This is a genomic window from Aliarcobacter cryaerophilus ATCC 43158 (assembly GCF_003660105.1).
GTDB lineage: Bacteria > Campylobacterota > Campylobacteria > Campylobacterales > Arcobacteraceae > Aliarcobacter > Aliarcobacter cryaerophilus.
The window spans coordinates 1,621,356-1,638,390 of record NZ_CP032823.1 but is presented as its reverse complement, the minus strand read 5'-3'; the positions used below and the strand labels follow the sequence as shown (position 1 = coordinate 1,638,390).

Below are 17,035 nucleotides of genomic sequence, written 5' to 3'. Positions count from 1 at the left end.
ATTTAAATTTGCTACAAAAAGGAACATCAAGAGATATTAAAGAAGATAATGATAGAGTAAAATCTTATTTAAACCTAAAGGAAAAATAATGAAAAGAGCAATAGCCCTTTTAGAAAAACACAATCTTTTAAAAATAATTCCTGATGAATTAGATATAAATCTTGAAATACCACATATTGCATATATAGAGGTTAAAAAGCCTGATTCAAAAGCAATTTTATTTACAAATGTAGTTGATAGAAAAAATGGTAAAAAGTTTAAAGAACCTTTATTAATGAATGTTTTTTGTAATGAAGATGCAGTTAAACTTTTTATTGGAGATGGAGATAAAATTGGAACTGAAATAGAGAGTTTATTAAAATTAAAACCCCCTGTTACTTTTAGTGAAAAATTATCAACTTTGGGTAAATTATTCTCACTTAAAAATACAATCCCAAAAAAATTAAATAAAAAAGGAGAGTGTCAAGAAGTTATAAAAATAGGTAGTGATGCAAAACTTACTGATTTACCTGTTCTTACAACTTGGGAAGATGATGCTGGACCATTTATTACTATGGGGCAAGTTTATACTCAAAGTTTAAATGGAGAGTTGAAAAATCTTGGAATGTATAGACTTCAAGTTTTCCCTGATAATACTCTTGGAATGCATTGGCAAATACATAAAGATAGTAATCATTTTTTCCATGAATACAAAAAAGCTGGTAAAAAGATGCCTGTAAGTATTGGAATTGGTGGAGATCCTATGTATATTTGGTGTGGACAAGCACCTCTTCCAATTGGAGTTTTTGAACTTATGCTTTATGGATTTGTGAAAAATAGTCCCGCAAAACTTGTAAAATCTATAACAAATGATATATGGGTTCCTGAAGATAATGACTATATAATAGAAGGTTTTGTAGATACTAGTAAACTAAAAATTGAAGGTCCTTTTGGAGACCACACAGGTTATTATACTCTTGATGAAGAGTTTCCTTTTATGGAAGTAAGTGCAATAACATCTAAAAAAGATCCAGTATTTCTAGCAACAGTTGTTGGAAAACCACCACTTGAAGATAAGTATATGGGTTATGCAACAGAGAGAATATTTTTACCACTTTTAAAAACAACTGCTCCTGATTTAGTAGATTATTATATGCCTGAAAATGGTGTTTATCATAACCTTATTTTAGCAAAGATAAATAGTTTTTATCCAGGACATGCAAGCCAAATGATGCATGCATTTTGGGGAGTTGGACAAATGAGTTTTGTAAAACATGCAATTTTTGTAAATAATGATGCTCCAAAATTAACTTCACATGATGAGATTGTAAAATATATTTTAAACAGAATAAATATTGAGGACATTTTAGTTTCAAAAGGAGTTTTAGATCATCTTGACCACTCAAGTCAAAAATTTGCAGTTGGTGGAAAACTTGGACTAGATTGTACAGGAAAAGAGATAGATGAGCTAGGAATTACACTTTTAGAAGATAATGAACTGTTAAACAAAATGCAAAATATAAGTAAAGAGATAAAAGGACTTAAGCAATACTATACAGATACAAAAAATCCAATTTGTGTTATAAGTGTAGAAAAAACAAGAAGTCAAAAATATCTTTTTGAAGAGCTAAAACCTCTATTTTCTCATATAAAAATTTTAGTAATTGTTGATGAAAAAGCAAATGATTTAGAAAATCCATATATGCTAATTTGGAGAGTTACAAATAATATTGATTCAAATAGAGATTTATTTGTAGAAGCAAATACGCTTTGTCTGGATGGAACAAATAAAAACTCTTTAGATGGTTTTACAAGAAGATGGCCAGGAGATGTAAACTGCACAAAAGTTGTGATTGATAGCTTAAGGGAGCGAAATATTATTGATATTGATGATGAGTTTATAAAAAAACATCAATTGTATTAGAAATAGAAAAAAGATAAAAAGAGCTAGTAAAATAGCTTTCTTTATCACAAGTAATTAAATATCTATTTTAAGCTAATACCAACTCTTTGTTTTTCAAAATCAACACTTATTACTTTTAGATTTTCAAGGTTTTGATTTATACTTAAAACTTCGCTTGGATGCGAAACTCTTTTTTCACTAATTTGTGAAATATGAAGTAGGGCATCATTTTTTAGTCCAATATCTACAAAAGCACCAAAGTCAGTTATATTACGAACAATTCCATTCAAAATAAATCCCTCTTTTAAGTCGTTTATATCTAAAACATCATTTGAGAATTTGACTTGGTTAAATTCAATTCTTACATCATATCCTGGTTTTAGCAATTCATTTACTATATCTTTTAGTTTTAATATAGAACAATTTAGCTCAAGTGCCATTGTTTCAAAATCTTTTATCTCTTCTAGCTCTTTAATAGTATATTTTTTTTGTAAAATTGAAGTAAGCTCATAATCTTCAGGATGAATTGCTGTATTGTCTAAAATAGACAAACCATTTTTAATTCTTAAGAATCCAACACTTTGAATAAATGCTTTTTCTCCCAAACCTTTTACTTTTAAAAGTTGCTCTTTTGAATTAAACTTTTTAATTTTTTCTCTATGCTCAACTATATTCTGAGCTAATTTTTCACTAATTCCAGATATAAAAGATAGAAGCTTATATGAAGCAGAGTTTAAATCAATCCCAACTTTATTTACTAAATCTATTGTGATATTTTCTAGTTTTTTCTCTAGTTCTTTTTGATTTACATCATGTTGGTATTGACCAATTCCTAGTGATTTTGGGTCAATTTTAACTAAAGCTGCCATCGGGTCTCTTAGTCTTTGTGCTATAGAAATAGCTCCTCTTATTGTTACATCAAGGTTTGGATACTCTTGCGAAGCTATTTTTGAAGCAGAATAAACACTAGCTCCAATTTCACTAACTATTGCATATTTGACTTCAAAATTATCTTTTTTTAACTCTTCATTTTTTAATAAATCATCAATAAAATTTGCAGTTTCTCTTGAAGCAGTACCATTTCCAATAGCAATAGCAGTAATTTTATATTTTTTAATAAGTTCTAGTACCGTTTTTGATGAATTTATTAAATCCTCTTTAGGTTTTGTAGGATATATAACAGAACTATCTAAAAAATGTCCATTTTCATCAATAACTGCAAGTTTACAACCAGTTTTAAATCCAGGGTCAATTCCTAAAATTACTTGATTTACAAGTGGAGCTGTAAGAAGTAGCTCTTTTAGATTTTTTCCAAATAGTTCTATTGCTTCAATTCCAGCTTTCTCTTTTAAGTTTGAAATAGCCTCTCTTTTTAAAGTAGGTAGTAACAATCTTTTTAAACCATCTTTGTAAGCATCAAATACTAACTCTTTTGAACTAGAAGCATTTGTAGGAATTTTGTATTTTTTAATATTTTCTAAAATATGATTTTCATCAATTTCAACTTTAAGTGATAGTTGCTTTTCATTTACAGCTCTTAAAATTGCCAAAACTCTATGAGATTTTATATATTTTATTTTTTCATTTGTATTTGCAAAATTTGAATAAAGACCATTTTTATCAAACTCTTTTGTAGGAGTTACTTCTAAAACACCCCAATTTTGTATTAAATTTCTTAAAACTTCTTTTGACTTAAAATCATCTGCGTATCTTTGAGCTATTATATCTTTCGCTCCACTTATTGCTTCGTTTATAGTTTTGATATTTTCATTTAAAAATTGATTCGCTTTTTGATTACACTCTTCTTTTGTATATTTCATACTTTGAATAATATTTGATAATGGTTCAAGTCCATTTTCTAAAGCAGTTGTAGTTCTTGAAGATTTTTTATCTTTAAATGGTGCATAAATATCTTCCAAAGCTTGTAAAGTTGTAGCTTCATCCAAAAATTTTATTAGTTTTTCATCTAAAAAGTTTTTCTCTTTTAATAGATTTTTTATCTCATCTTTTCTTTGAATTAATTTTTTTGAATATTCAAAAACTTCTTCAAATACTCTAAGCTCAATATCACTTGCACCATTTGTAAACTCTTTTCTATATCTTGCAATAAAAGGAATAGTGCATCCTTCTTCAAGGAGTTTTATTATATTTTCAATAATATTTATAGGTAGATTTGTTTTATCTTTTAGTAGTTCTATTAAATTCATAAATTTTTCTTTTCTTATTTTTTGGAAATTGTAGCTAAATTCATAAGCAAGTAGCTTATGAATTTAAATTCTAAGGTTTTTTATTGATTCAATCTTCTTTTAAACTTGCTTTATTATTCGGTGTAAAGCTATCGTTATAATCAAAGCTATCATATTCACTATAATCAACAGTAAAAATTTTAGGATAGCCCAACTTTACAAGCTCTTTATCGATATTTTCTTCACTTAATCTATTTTTTACTTTATCCATAATTTGCTCAATATGTTCCTCTTGTACATCAGCGGCTCTTAATTCATAAATAATAGCTAAATTCATTTTTCCCTTCTTTTTTAAAATTAAATATTAACAGTTTTTATATAAAAACTACTCAAAATAAAAATAATTGCCTTAATAGATTCAACAGATGCTGTCTCATCAACTGTATGATAACCAGTAGTTGGAATTTGCAAAGTTGAACCTTGAATTTGTCCATTTGATTCCATAACAATTCTTCCTAACTCTGTACTTCCAATACTAATAGGTTTTAATCCCTCTTTTTCTCTTAATTTATTTTTTTCAATTATAAACTTATCTTTACAAGAAAATGATATTTTATTTTTCTTACAAAATTGTTTAAGCTCTTTTAAAAGAGGTGATTTAAACTTTGCATTTACATCCTTATTTCTTAAAACTACAAGTTGCTTATCGGCTTCTTCTCTAGTTTCATAAGGGCTTGTGTCAAGAACAACCAGTTTATCTGTTGATATTTTATTTTTTTTAAACCATTCGTGAACAAATCTCCAACTTTTACCAGCTTCTTCTTGAGCTGTAAAAAATGCAGTTCCAGCAAATCCATGCTGATAAAGATATAAAATAATTGCTGCACTTAAAACATTGTCAAGTTGCGCAGAGATTAAGTTGCCATTTTGTTTGAGTTTATCTACAAAAGCAATTGGAGTACTAGGAAGTAGGTGATTTAAACCTTCTATTTTAAAGACTAAATTATTTATCTCTTCTTTTAAAAAAGCATCCGTAATTTTTCCAATACCTAAATAGCCTCCACTAAATGGCTCGTAAGCATGAACATTTTGATTTATATATCTTTGTGAAATTTGTTGAAAAGTTTGTTCTGAAAGTGAATTTCCTCTTAAATCAGAGCGATTTTTTGCTAAAAAAGCTGCAAATTGGAACTCATTTGGACCTGTGCAAATAACTCCGTGTCTATCTATATGTGCACTTAATATACCATTTGATGGTTCTTTACCACTAGCGACTAAAAGTCCATCATAATGCTCTGTTTTTATACCAATCTCTTCAAGCTCTCTTTTTAAATAAAGTAAAAAAGAGTGCTCAGCTCCTGTAACAGAAGGAACCCGAATAAGCTGTTTTAGTAAATCTAAAAATAGAGTAAAATCTTTTGGCTCATTTGAAAATGAAGCACTCAAACTGTTCTCCTAAAGTTTTATAGAATAAAAGTTTATTCTGTTGTGGAATTATAAACTATATTTTAAATATTAATCTAAAAAGTAGCTTAAATTTAGCCATATTTACTATAGTTATTTAATCAAGATTATTTTAATTTGTATTTAAACTTTTCGAGATATAATTTCATAAAAATTACAATTATAATAAGGAATAGTATGGCACAATTATCAGAACTTGAACTTTTGAAAGCTTCAAGAAATCCGCTTAGAGTAATAGACGATTTATACAAAGAAGCATTAGAAGGGATTCCTTTGAAAGATGAGTATATTGGACTTTTAAAATGGTACGGAATGTATCCTCACATAAATAAAGATGGATTAGAAGATAAAAAATATTTTATGAAAAGAATAAAGTTAGTTGATGCTAGAATGAATTTAGAACAATTAAGAGTTATGGGAGAAATTGGGCAAAAATATGCTCAAGGTTTGGTTGATTTTACAACAAGACAAAATGTTCAGTTCCACTATATTGAAATAAAAGATATTCCAGCTATTTTTGATTTACTAAATAGTGTAAACCTAACTTCAAGAATGGCATCAGGTGATGGTCCAAGACCTATTATGACTTGTCCTGTTACTGGTATTGATGAAGGTGAGATTTATGATGTTCAAAATCTTTTAAAAGAGGTTGATGCATATTTTGATAAGAATGATGATAGATTTTGTAACTTTCCACGAAAATATAAAATAGGAATTAGTGGTTGTAAATGCCACTGTGCAGCACATGAGATTCAAGATGTTGCTTTTACAGCTTTTAAAACAGAAGATGGTGAAGTTTTATTTGATTTAACTATTGGTGGTGGATTATCAAAATCAAAACAAATAGCAACAAGAGCAAATAAATATGTAAAGCCAGATCAAGTTTTAGATGTAGCAGTTGCTTGTGCAGAAATTTTTAGAGATAATGGAAATAGAGATAATAGAAACAAAGCAAGAGTTAGACATCTTTTAAATGATTGGGGAATTGAAAAATTTGTAGAGACAATAGAAAAAGCTATTGGATATAAACTTAAAGATGGTTTTACAGCTCCAGTTGTTGCATCTTTTGAAAATAGAAATCACTTTGGAATAAATAAACAAAAACAATCAGGACTCTCTTATGTTGGATTTGCAACAAATTCAGGAAGAGTTGCTGGAGAGGATTTCGTAAAGTTTTATGAAATTTGTAAAAAATATGGTGCTGGTGGAGTTGCACTTACAGCAACTCAAAACTTCTTAGTTTATGATATAAAAAATGAGGTAGTTCAATCTTTGGCAGAGGAGTTTGAAGCTTTAGGTTACCCATATGCACCAAATCCATTTAGAGCAAGATTACAATCATGTACAGGAAAAGAGTTCTGTAAATTTGGTATAACTGAAACAAAAGAGTTTGCAAAAAAAGTTGTTGTTGAGCTTGAAAATAGATTTCCAGATTTCAAAGAAGATGTAACTATTGCTATTTCTGGTTGTGGAAATACATGTTCTCATCCACAAATTGCTGATATTGGATTTGTTGGAGCTATGATTAGACACGAAGGTGAAAGAGTTGAGGGTTATGATGTACTTCTTGGTGGAAATTTAGAAGGTACAAGCAAAAGTAGAATTGCTAGAAAAATTGGTGTAAAAGTTCCTTCAACTGGTGTTGTTGATTATATAGAGAAGCTTATTAATGACTATAAAAATGATAATTTGGGACAAGTAAGATTTAAAGATTATTTAGCAGTTTTACAGCCAGTTGGTTTTGTAGAAGATAGTGAATAAAAATTATGCTAATAAAGTGAGTTTTCTTCCTGAAAGCTCAACTTTTTAGCAACTATTTTATTATTTGACAAATAAAATAGTTTTAAAATAGGTTAATAATACTTCTATCTGAAATTCTATCTAATCTTGTTGGAGTTGTTCTATTATCATTTTCTATTTGCTTATTAAACTTAGATATAATACCCTTAGTATTTGCCAAAAATGTAGATTTGTCTTTTGGGTCAAGTCCTTCAAATTTTGGTCTTTGTAAAACAGTCATTGGATCAATTGCAACATTATTTCTATACATTCCTAAGTGTAAATGTGGTCCTGAGCTAAGTCCAGTTGAACCAACATATCCAATATGTGTACCTTTTTTTATCATTTGTCCTTGTCTTAGACCTTTTGCAAATCCATTTTGATGTGCATATAAAGTTTTATATCCATTTTGATGATTTATTATAACAGTTTTTCCATATCCACTTTGAGTTCCTACAAACTCAACTCTCCCATCACTTGCTGCATATATATTTCTTCCTGTAGGTGCTGCAAAATCTGTACCTAAATGAGCTCTATATCTTTTTAAAACAGGGTGGTATCTTTTGTTTGTAAATGGACTTGAAACTCTTGTAAATGTAAGGGGTATTTGAAAAAGATAAGTTTTCGTAAACCCAATACCATTTTCATCATAATATTTATCATCCTTGCTATTTCTAAACCTATAAAATGGTTTTCCATTTATTTGAATCATAGCAGCATTTATTTCAGGCATACCATGAAGTTTTCCCATATAAGTTTTTTGATTGTATTCAATAGCTATAAAATCACCTTTTTTCATTTTTTTAAAATCAGCATTTGAGTTACTAAATAGAGAGCTTAAAATAGCTGCTATTGTAACATCTCCTGTTGCTTTTAAAATATCATTTGATATAGATTCTGTTATAGGAATAGCTATTAATTCAGAGTTTTCAGTATAGTTAATAGGTAGAGTTTGAAATTTGTAATCATTTGAACTATCTTTATAAATATGTATTTGCATATCTAGTGAGACAGGAATTAGAGCTTGTGTTAAACTTCCATCATCTTCTGTGTATGAGAAAAATCTATTTCCAGATTGAATTTCACTACAAAGTTCTTGATCTTCTTTATCCAAGTCATAGTATAACTTTAAAGGGATTTTATTTTTTTCTAAAAATGTTAAAAAACTTTCTCCTTTTTGCCAAGAAAGCTCTTCTATTTGAGCCGAAAATAGTGTATTAAATAAAACGCAAATAAGTAAAATAATTTTTTTCACAATCTATAATCCCTTTTTATTAAAAAATTAGGACAAGTATTATACAATCCCAAAACTTAAAAAGAAAATGGAGCATAATTTGTTAAAGTTGGTTATTGTAGTATTTTTATCTGTAAATCTTTTTTCTAAAGATTTTTTAGAGTTGTATAGAACTCAAGGGATAAACGCAGTAGAAAAAGAACTTGAAAAGAGTTTAAGAGATGTTAACTCATGGAAAAAATACCTTGAAAATAAAAATGTAGATTACGGTTTTTATGAGACAAAAGAGTATGTTATTGTTGCGCAAAAAAACAATAAAGAGATGAGTTTGTTTGCAAAAAATGGAGATGATTTTAAAAAAATCTCAAAAGATAATATGATTATTGGTGAAAAAGCTGGTGATAAATATTTAGAAGGTGATAAAAAAACTCCTGAAGGTTCTTATGATTTAGTTCAAAAAAGAACAGGGCTTGACCAATTTTATGGACCTTTAGCACTTGTTACTTCATATCCGAATAATTTTGACCAAAGTTTAAATAAAAAAGGTCATGGAATTTGGATACATGGAATGCCTTTAAATGGAGATAGAGAAAATTATACTCAAGGCTGCTTAGCACTAAATAATGAGAAATTAAAAGAACTAGAAAAAAATATTGATTATAAAAAAACTGTATTAATAACTAGTAGTGATGAGTTTAAAAAAGCAAAAAAAGACGATATAGCTCTTATTCTAAGTTCAATATACAAGTGGAAAGATGCATGGAAAGTATCAAACATAAATGAGTACTTATCTTTTTATTCAAAAGATTTTAAAAGATCGGATAGAAGTGATTTTAATACTTTTGCAAATCAAAAAAAGCAAGTTTTTGCTAAAAATGAGAATAAGGTAATTAATCTTTATAATATGGATATAAGTCCTTATCCAAACTCTTTGGGTAAAAAAATATATAGAGCTGTTATGGATGAGGAATATTATAGTCCATCTGTTAAGTTTGTTGGTAAAAAAGAGCTTTTTATTGAAATTGCAAATAACAAAGTACAAATTTTAGCTGAAGATTAAAAACATTTTTAACTCTTTTTAGATACAATCGCCTTAAAAATTGACAAAGATTTAAGGCGAAAAATGCAAAAAAAAGATATGAATATAGAAGAGATAGCAATAGCGCACTCTTTAACAAAAGATGAGTTTGAGAATATAAAAAAAATCTTAGGAAGAGAACCAAACTATGTTGAAGTTGGTATCTTCTCTGCAATGTGGAGCGAACACTGCTCTTATAAATCAAGTAAAAAATATTTAAGTGGTTTCCCAACAAAAGCACCATGGGTTATTCAAGGTCCTGGTGAAAATGCTGGAGTAATAGACATTGGTGATGGATATGCTGCTGTATTTAAAATGGAATCACACAATCACCCAAGCTTTATTGAGCCTTATCAAGGAGCTGCAACTGGAGTTGGAGGAATTTTAAGAGACGTATTTACAATGGGTGCACGTCCAATTGCTAGTATGAACTCTATTAGATTTGCTTCAATTGAAGGTAATAGTGAAGCTGCAAAAAAACATAGATACTTACTAAAAGGTGTTGTTGCTGGAATTGGTGGATATGGAAACTGTATGGGAGTTCCAACTATTGGTGGAGAGACAAGTTTTGAAGAGTGTTATGCTGGAAATAATCTTGTAAATGCATTTACTTTAGGACTTGCAAAAACTGATGAAATTTTTTATGGACGAGCTGAGGGAATTGGAAATCCAGTTATTTATGTTGGAAGTAAAACAGGACGAGATGGTCTTGGTGGTGCAGTTATGTCAAGTGCTTCTTTTACGGAAGATAGTGAAAGCAAAAGACCAACTGTTCAAGTTGGAGATCCATTTACTGAAAAATTACTTTTAGAGGCTTGTTTAGAACTGTTCAAAGCTGATTTAATTGTTGGTATTCAAGATATGGGTGCTGCTGGACTTACATCTTCTTCATTTGAAATGGCAGGAAGAAGTGGTTCAGGAATGATTATGCATTTAGACAAAGTTCCTGCACGAGAAGAAGGAATGACTCCTTATGACTTTATGTTAAGTGAATCTCAAGAGAGAATGCTAATTTGTGCTAAAAAAGGCTGTGAGCAAAAAATAATTGATATTTTCCAAAAATGGGAACTAGATGTTGCTGTTATTGGTGAAGTTACAAGTAGTGGTCACATGGAGCTATTTTGGTATGGAGAAAAAGTTGCAGATGTTCCAGTTCAACCTGTATCAGAAGAAGCGCCAGTTCTTGATAGACCTATAAAAGAGCCAGAGTATTTAAAAACTATTCAAAATATAAAATTAGATAAACAAATTTCAAATCAAGTTGCTTTTGATGAGCTATTTTCTGATATGGAAGTTGTAGATAAATCTTGGATTTATTCTCAATTTGACTCAATGGTGCAAACAAATACAATTAAAGGTCCAGGAAGTTTAGATGGTTCTACAATTAGAATCAAAGAGACTGGAAAAGCTCTTTCAATGAGTGCAGATTGTAATACAAGATTTTGTTACATAAACCCACAATTAGGAGCAGCAGCAGCTGTTATGGAAAGTGGTAGAAATGTTGCTATGAGTGGAGCAGTTCCAAAAGCAATTACAGATTGTTTGAACTTCGGAAATCCACAAAATCCAGAAGTTATGTGGCAGTTTAAAGAGAGTTGTGAAGGTATTAAAAATGCTTGTAGAGCTTTAAATACTCCTGTTATTGGTGGAAATGTTTCACTATATAATGAAACAAATGGAGTTAGTGTATTTCCTACTCCTTCAATTGCAATGGTTGGAATAAATGAAGATGCACAAAATGTGCTTCCTTCTAAATTTCAAGCAAATGGAAATATATTGTATCTTTTAGGTGATACTTATAGTGAATTTGGTGGAAGTTTATATCTAAAAAAATTTTATGGAAAAGTTGCTGGAACTCATCCTAAGGTTGATTTTGAAAAAGAGTTAGCTTTATGGAATACAGTAATTGAAGCAAACAAAGCCAAACTTTTAAAAAGTGCTAAAGATGTAAATCTTGGTGGAGTTGCTATTTCACTAGCAAAAATGGCAGTTGTTGGAAATATTGGAGTTGAGGCAAATATATCACTTGAAGATTCAAAAGATATTTTTAGTGAATCTTTAAGTAGAGCAATTGTTGAAGTTCAGTTAAATAATTGTGAAGCTTTTGAAAAATTAGCTTCTAAAAATGGAGTTTCTTATGTAGCTATCGGAAAAACAGGTGGAGACAAAGTTATTATAAATGATATTTTTAAAGAGTTAGATAATTTGAGTAAAGTTTACTTTAACAGATTTAAAGAAGTAATAGAACAAGATCAATAAGACAATAAGGTAAAAAATGAGAGCATTAATTAGTGTAAGTGATAAAAGTGGAGTTGTAAATTTTGCAAAAGAGCTTGTAAAATTAGGATATGAGATAATCTCTACAGGTGGGACATATAGTAAATTAAAAGAAGAAGGAATAGCTGTAATTGAAGCAAATGAAGTTACAAAATTTCCTGAGTGTTTTGAAGGGAGAGTAAAAACTTTAAATCCATATATTCATGGTGGAATTCTTCATAGGCGAGATAAACAATCTCATCTTGATGAGGCAAAAGAGTTAGGTGTAGAAGGGATTGATTTAGTTTGTGTAAATTTATATCCATTTAAAGCAACAATTGAAAAAACTACTGATTTTGAAGAGATTATTGAAAATATTGATATTGGTGGACCAGCAATGGTGCGAAGTGCTGCTAAAAACTTTGATTCAGTAATTATTGTAACAGATGTTGCTGATTATGATTTAGTTTTAAATAATATTAAAAATAAGACAAATACAGTTGAATTTAGAAGAGATTTGATGATTAAAGCTTATGAGCACACAGCCTCTTATGACTCTATGATTGCAAATTATATGAATAAAAGATTTAACAATGGTTTTGGAGCAAAACAATTTATTGTAGGTTCTAAAGTATTTGATACAAGATATGGAGAAAATCCACATCAAAAAGGTGCTTTATATGAGTTTGAATCTCAATTTTCAAATAAATTTAAAGTAATTAAAGGAGAGCCAAGTTTTAATAATATGGGTGATATTAGTGGAGCTGCTAGAATTGCGGCATCGTTTGGAACAGATAATGCTGTTTGTATTGTAAAACATGGAAATCCTTGTGGATTTGCTATTAAAGATACATTATTAGACTCATATATTGAAGCTTTAAAATGTGACCCTGTAAGTGCTTTTGGAGGAGTTGTTGCTGTTAATGGAACTGTAGATAAAGAGCTTGCAGTAAAAATGAATGAAATTTTCCTTGAAGTTGTTTTTGCAGCAGATTTCACTGCAGATGCAGTTGAAGTTTTTGAAACTAAAAAAAGAATTAAACTATTCTCTCAAGGAACAAAATATTTAGAACTAGCAAATGATAGTTTTGATTTTAAAAGAGTTGATGGTGGATTTGTATATCAAGAAGCTGATAAAGTTGCAAATGATGAGGTTAGAAACTCTAAGCTTATGTCAAAAAGAGCAGCAAACGAGCAAGAAGTAAAAGATATGGAAATCGCTTATAAAATTGCATCTTTAACAAAATCAAACTGTGTTGTGTATGTTAAAAATTCTGCAATGGTTGCTGTTGGAATGGGAATGACATCTAGAGTTGATGCAAGTAAAGCAGCTTTAAGAAAAGCTCTTGATATGGGAATTGATGTAAATGGAGCTGTATTAGCATCTGAAGCATTTTTCCCATTTAGAGATAGTATTGATGAGGCACAAAAAGCTGGAGTTAAGTGCGTAATTGAGCCAGGTGGAAGTATTAGAGATGATGAAATTATAGAAGCTGCAAATGAGTATGATATGGCTTTATATTTCTCAGGAATTAGACACTTTTTACATTAAGTATTTATATTAAACTTATCTATACCAAAAAATTTGGTATAGATTTTAAAGGCAAAAATTGAGACTTTTTTTAAATCTTAAACTTCTTTTTTTAGTAATCTTTTTAAATATAAACTTATATTCAAAAGATTTAACAAAAGTTACAATTCAACTATCTTGGTTTGATCAGTTCCAATTTGCTGGTTATTATATGGCAAAAGAGCAAGGATTTTACAAAGATGCTGGACTTGATGTTCAGATTTTGCCATTTTCTTTAGGTATGAATATTCCCAAAATGGTAAACGATGGAAATGTAGATTTTGCAATAGGAAGAGAAAATCTAATCCTTGAAAAAGCAAAATATCCAAAAATCATAGCTCTTGCTGCAATTTTTCAAGCGACACCTTTAGTACTTCTTACAACAAAAGATTCAGGAATAGATACCTTTTATGAGTTTGAAAATAAAAAACTTATGAGAACAAAAGATGATGGAAGTGAAGTGTCATTAAAAGCTATGTTAACAGCTAGTAAAATAGATTTAAAAAGTATAACTGAAGTAGAACACTCACACAATATTTATGATTTGATAGATAAAAAAGTTGATATTATCTCTGCTTATACTTCAAAAACGCCATTTATATTACAAAAAGAGGGGATAAAATATAATATTTTTTATCCAAAAGATTATGGTTTTGATATGTACAGTGATTTTTTGATAACGAATATTGATAAATATAACAATGATTATAGTATTGTTGAAAAATTTAAAAAAGCATCTTTAAAAGGATGGGAATATTCTTATAGTAACATACAAAAAAGTGTTGATGTTATTTTTGAAAAATATAATACTCAAAAACTTTCAAAAGATGAACTTCTGTTTGAAGCAAATGAGCTAAAAAAATTATCATATTTAAATGATAATAAATTAGGAGATATTAAACAAGAAAAAGTTCAAAGAATATATGATTTGTATAATGTTATGGGATATATAAATAGTGAATTTAAAATAGACAATTTTATAGGAGTTGATAAAAAAAGTAGACTAGAAAAATGGTTGTATTCTAAGTTTGAAGAGCATTTTAATTTATCATTTTTATGGAAACTTATATTAATTATTTTTGTTATTACAGCAATTTTTGTATATAGACAATATTTTATAATAAAGCTAAACAAAAGATTAAAAAATCTTGTAAATATAAAAACAAATAGATTAAAAATAATGAATAAAAAACTTGCAATAAGGATAAAAAAGGAGTTAGATAAGCATCAAGAAAAAGATAGAATTTTAGCTCAACAACAAAAAATGGTAGCAATGGGTCAAATGATAGAAAATATAGCTCATCAGTGGAGACAGCCACTTTCGGTTATAAGTACAAGTGCTAGTGGATTAAAATTAAAAAAACAGCTAAATATTTTGGAAGATGAAGAGCTTATAAAAAGTATAGAGCAAATTGTAGATACAGCAAAATATCTATCTGATACAATAGATGATTTTAGATATTTTTTTAAACCTCAAAAAGATAAAACAAAGTTTAGCTTGGTAAAAAATATTGAAAAAAGCTTGAGTTTTTTGGAAGCAACTTTAAAAGAGAACTCTATCAAAGTTGAGTTTGATTATGAAGATATTGATATTATTGCATATGAAACAGAGCTTATGCAAGTATTTATAAATATTATAAATAACTCAAAAGATGCTTTTATTGAGAAAAAAATCAAAGATAGGGTTGTTTTTATATCAATAAAAAACTTCCCAAATAGAATTTTAATAGAAATAAAAGATAATGCAGGTGGAGTAGAAGATGATATCTTAGACAAGGTATTTGAACCATACTTTACTACAAAACACCAATATAGTGGAACAGGCATAGGGCTTTATATGTCAAATCAGATTATAAAAACACATCTAAATGGAGATATCTTTATGAAAAATTGTAGCTTTAAGTATAAAAATATCCAGCAAAAAGGTGTTATTACAACTATTGTTTTAGCTAAAAATATATTAGAAGAGATAAAAAATTGAATTATTTAGAAATAGATAAAAATCATCTTTGGCATCCTTATAACTCTTTACCATCAATAAGTCCAATTTTGGGTGTTAAAAAGACAAAAAATTGTAAGATTTTTTTAGAAGAAGGAGATATTCTAATTGATGGAATGAGTTCATGGTGGAGTGCAATTTTAGGTTATAACAATAAAAAAATATATAAATCTTTGAAAAAACAAGCAAAAACTATGCCTCATATTATGTTTGGTGGATTAACTCATTCTCCAGCTTCAATTTTGGCAAAAAAGCTTGTACAGATAACTGGTTTAAACTCTGTATTTCTATGCGATAGTGGTTCAGTTTCAGTAGAAGTTGCATTAAAAACAGCAATTTTATATCAAAAAGCAAAAGGAAAAGAGAAATTTAAATTTTTAGCTTTAAAAAATGCTTATCATGGTGATACATTAGGCGCTATGAGTGTTTGTGATCCTGAAAATTCAATGCATTCATTATATGGGGATTATTTAAGTTCTAATATTTTTGTAGAAGCTCCAAGATTGGGTTTTGAATCAGATTTTAGCGAAGCTTTGAAAGATTTAGAGGAAACTTTACAAATACATCATGAAAAAATTGCAGGGTTCATTCTTGAACCAGTTGTTCAAGGTGCTGGTGGAATGAGAATATATAACCCAAAGTACTTAGAAAAAGTAAGAGCAATTTGTACAAAATATGATATTTTAATGATTTTAGATGAAATTGCAACTGGTTTTGGGCATACAGGAGAGATGTTTGCTTTTTTGCATACAAATATAAAACCAGATATTTTAACTATTGGAAAAGGTCTTACTGGCGGAACTTTAACAATGGCTGCAATGATTACTTCTAAAAATATAAGCGATACTATTTCAAATAGTGATATTAAAGTTCTTATGCATGGACCTACATTTATGGCAAATCCACTAGCATGTAGTGTTGCAAATGCATCTATTGATGAGCTTTTAAACTTTAATTGGAAAAAAAGAGTTTTAAAAATTGAGAAAATCTTTAAAAAAGAGTTAGAAAAAGTAAAAGATAGTTTTTTAGTGCAAGATGTAAGAAATATTGGAGCTATTGGAGTAATAGAGCTAAAAGATAATGTTTATGCTTCCCAACTTCAAGATTTTTGTATAAAAAATGGAGTTTGGCTTCGTCCTTTTGGAAAACTTTTTTACTCTATTGTTGCATACACAATATCAAAAAAAGAGCTAAAAAAAATCACAAGAACCATGATAGAAGCAATAAAATATTTAGAAAAACAAGCTTAAATAGTTAAAACCGAAAAACTTTCATCTTTTAAAGCATTTGTCAAAAATTCACCAGTATGAGTTATTTCAATACCAAGTTTTTCCAATTCATCTCTTGCTCCATAATCTTCTACACAAACAATACAAGCACTCATTGTTACTCCTGTACTTAAGATATATTTTAGTTTTTCTTGAATAAAAGTCTCTTTTACAAGTAAAATAGATGGACCCCAAATCATCAAATGTGCTGTTTTCCAATATTTTCTATCTAAAATTACACTTGAATATAGAAGAGGAAAATTATTTGCAACTTCAATATCTCCATTGGTCCAAACTATAAGTAAATTCTCTTTCATTT

General features: G+C 28.7%; 12 protein-coding genes. 7 read left to right on the top strand and 5 right to left on the bottom strand.

Annotation, left to right across the window (positions count from 1 at the left end; genetic code table 11):
* Nucleotides 1-88: 88 nt before the first annotated feature.
* On the top strand, nucleotides 89-1,903 hold the full coding sequence (locus tag ACRYA_RS08260; RefSeq protein WP_105918211.1) for a menaquinone biosynthesis decarboxylase: 1,815 nt from the start codon (nucleotides 89-91) through the stop codon (nucleotides 1,901-1,903).
* Nucleotides 1,904-1,965: 62 nt separating this feature from the next.
* Here the strand turns inward: ACRYA_RS08260 and ACRYA_RS08255 are convergent, their stop codons facing one another.
* The 3 genes from ACRYA_RS08255 to ACRYA_RS08245 all read right to left on the bottom strand — a co-directional run bounded on the left by ACRYA_RS08255 (nucleotide 1,966) and on the right by ACRYA_RS08245 (nucleotide 5,514).
* Nucleotides 1,966-4,089, bottom strand: coding sequence for a helix-hairpin-helix domain-containing protein (locus ACRYA_RS08255; RefSeq protein WP_105918210.1), 2,124 nt, complete (start codon nucleotides 4,087-4,089; stop codon nucleotides 1,966-1,968).
* Nucleotides 4,090-4,177: 88 nt separating this feature from the next.
* The gene (locus ACRYA_RS08250) at nucleotides 4,178-4,405 is read right to left on the bottom strand and encodes a hypothetical protein (RefSeq protein WP_105918209.1); all 228 of its coding nucleotides are present in this window, start codon (nucleotides 4,403-4,405) and stop codon (nucleotides 4,178-4,180) included.
* A 20-nt stretch (nucleotides 4,406-4,425) separates the two neighbouring features.
* Entirely contained in the window at nucleotides 4,426-5,514 is a 1,089-nt protein-coding gene (locus tag ACRYA_RS08245; RefSeq protein WP_105918208.1) for a peptidase M42, read from the bottom strand.
* Nucleotides 5,515-5,709: 195 nt separating this feature from the next.
* On the opposite strand from ACRYA_RS08245, the gene ACRYA_RS08240 reads away from it, so the two are divergent.
* A complete protein-coding gene (locus ACRYA_RS08240) occupies nucleotides 5,710-7,293 on the top strand; it encodes a nitrite/sulfite reductase (protein WP_105918207.1) in 1,584 nt (527 codons plus the stop codon).
* 82 nt (nucleotides 7,294-7,375) lie between these two features.
* On the opposite strand, the gene ACRYA_RS08235 is transcribed toward ACRYA_RS08240, so the two are convergent.
* Nucleotides 7,376-8,566: a peptidoglycan DD-metalloendopeptidase family protein gene (locus ACRYA_RS08235; protein ID WP_105918206.1), complete on the bottom strand. Its 1,191-nt coding sequence runs from the start codon at nucleotides 8,564-8,566 to the stop codon at nucleotides 7,376-7,378.
* A gap of 79 nt (nucleotides 8,567-8,645) precedes the next feature.
* Between ACRYA_RS08235 and ACRYA_RS08230 the strand changes: the two genes are divergently transcribed.
* The 5 genes from ACRYA_RS08230 (at nucleotide 8,646) to bioA (ending at nucleotide 16,698) form a co-directional block, all read left to right on the top strand.
* Complete coding sequence (locus ACRYA_RS08230; protein ID WP_228199743.1) at nucleotides 8,646-9,605, top strand: L,D-transpeptidase family protein; 960 nt, start codon at nucleotides 8,646-8,648, stop codon at nucleotides 9,603-9,605.
* Between the two features lie 63 nt (nucleotides 9,606-9,668).
* Complete coding sequence (gene purL, locus ACRYA_RS08225; RefSeq protein ID WP_105918204.1) at nucleotides 9,669-11,882, top strand: phosphoribosylformylglycinamidine synthase subunit PurL; 2,214 nt, start codon at nucleotides 9,669-9,671, stop codon at nucleotides 11,880-11,882.
* Between the two features lie 16 nt (nucleotides 11,883-11,898).
* Nucleotides 11,899-13,431 carry a bifunctional phosphoribosylaminoimidazolecarboxamide formyltransferase/IMP cyclohydrolase gene (gene purH / locus ACRYA_RS08220; protein WP_105918203.1) on the top strand — a complete coding sequence of 511 codons (1,533 nt, stop codon included), beginning with the start codon at nucleotides 11,899-11,901 and terminating at the stop codon, nucleotides 13,429-13,431.
* 58 nt (nucleotides 13,432-13,489) lie between these two features.
* The gene (locus ACRYA_RS08215) at nucleotides 13,490-15,430 is read left to right on the top strand and encodes an ABC transporter substrate-binding protein (RefSeq protein ID WP_121443302.1); all 1,941 of its coding nucleotides are present in this window, start codon (nucleotides 13,490-13,492) and stop codon (nucleotides 15,428-15,430) included.
* The gene (bioA, locus tag ACRYA_RS08210; RefSeq protein ID WP_105916593.1) at nucleotides 15,427-16,698 is read left to right on the top strand and encodes an adenosylmethionine--8-amino-7-oxononanoate transaminase; all 1,272 of its coding nucleotides are present in this window, start codon (nucleotides 15,427-15,429) and stop codon (nucleotides 16,696-16,698) included. The genes ACRYA_RS08215 and bioA overlap by 4 nt, the downstream gene beginning before the upstream one ends.
* On the opposite strand, the gene ACRYA_RS08205 is transcribed toward bioA, so the two are convergent.
* Entirely contained in the window at nucleotides 16,695-17,033 is a 339-nt protein-coding gene (locus tag ACRYA_RS08205) for a DsrE family protein (RefSeq protein WP_105916592.1), read from the bottom strand. The genes bioA and ACRYA_RS08205 overlap by 4 nt on opposite strands.
* Between the last annotated feature and the right edge of the window lie 2 nt (nucleotides 17,034-17,035).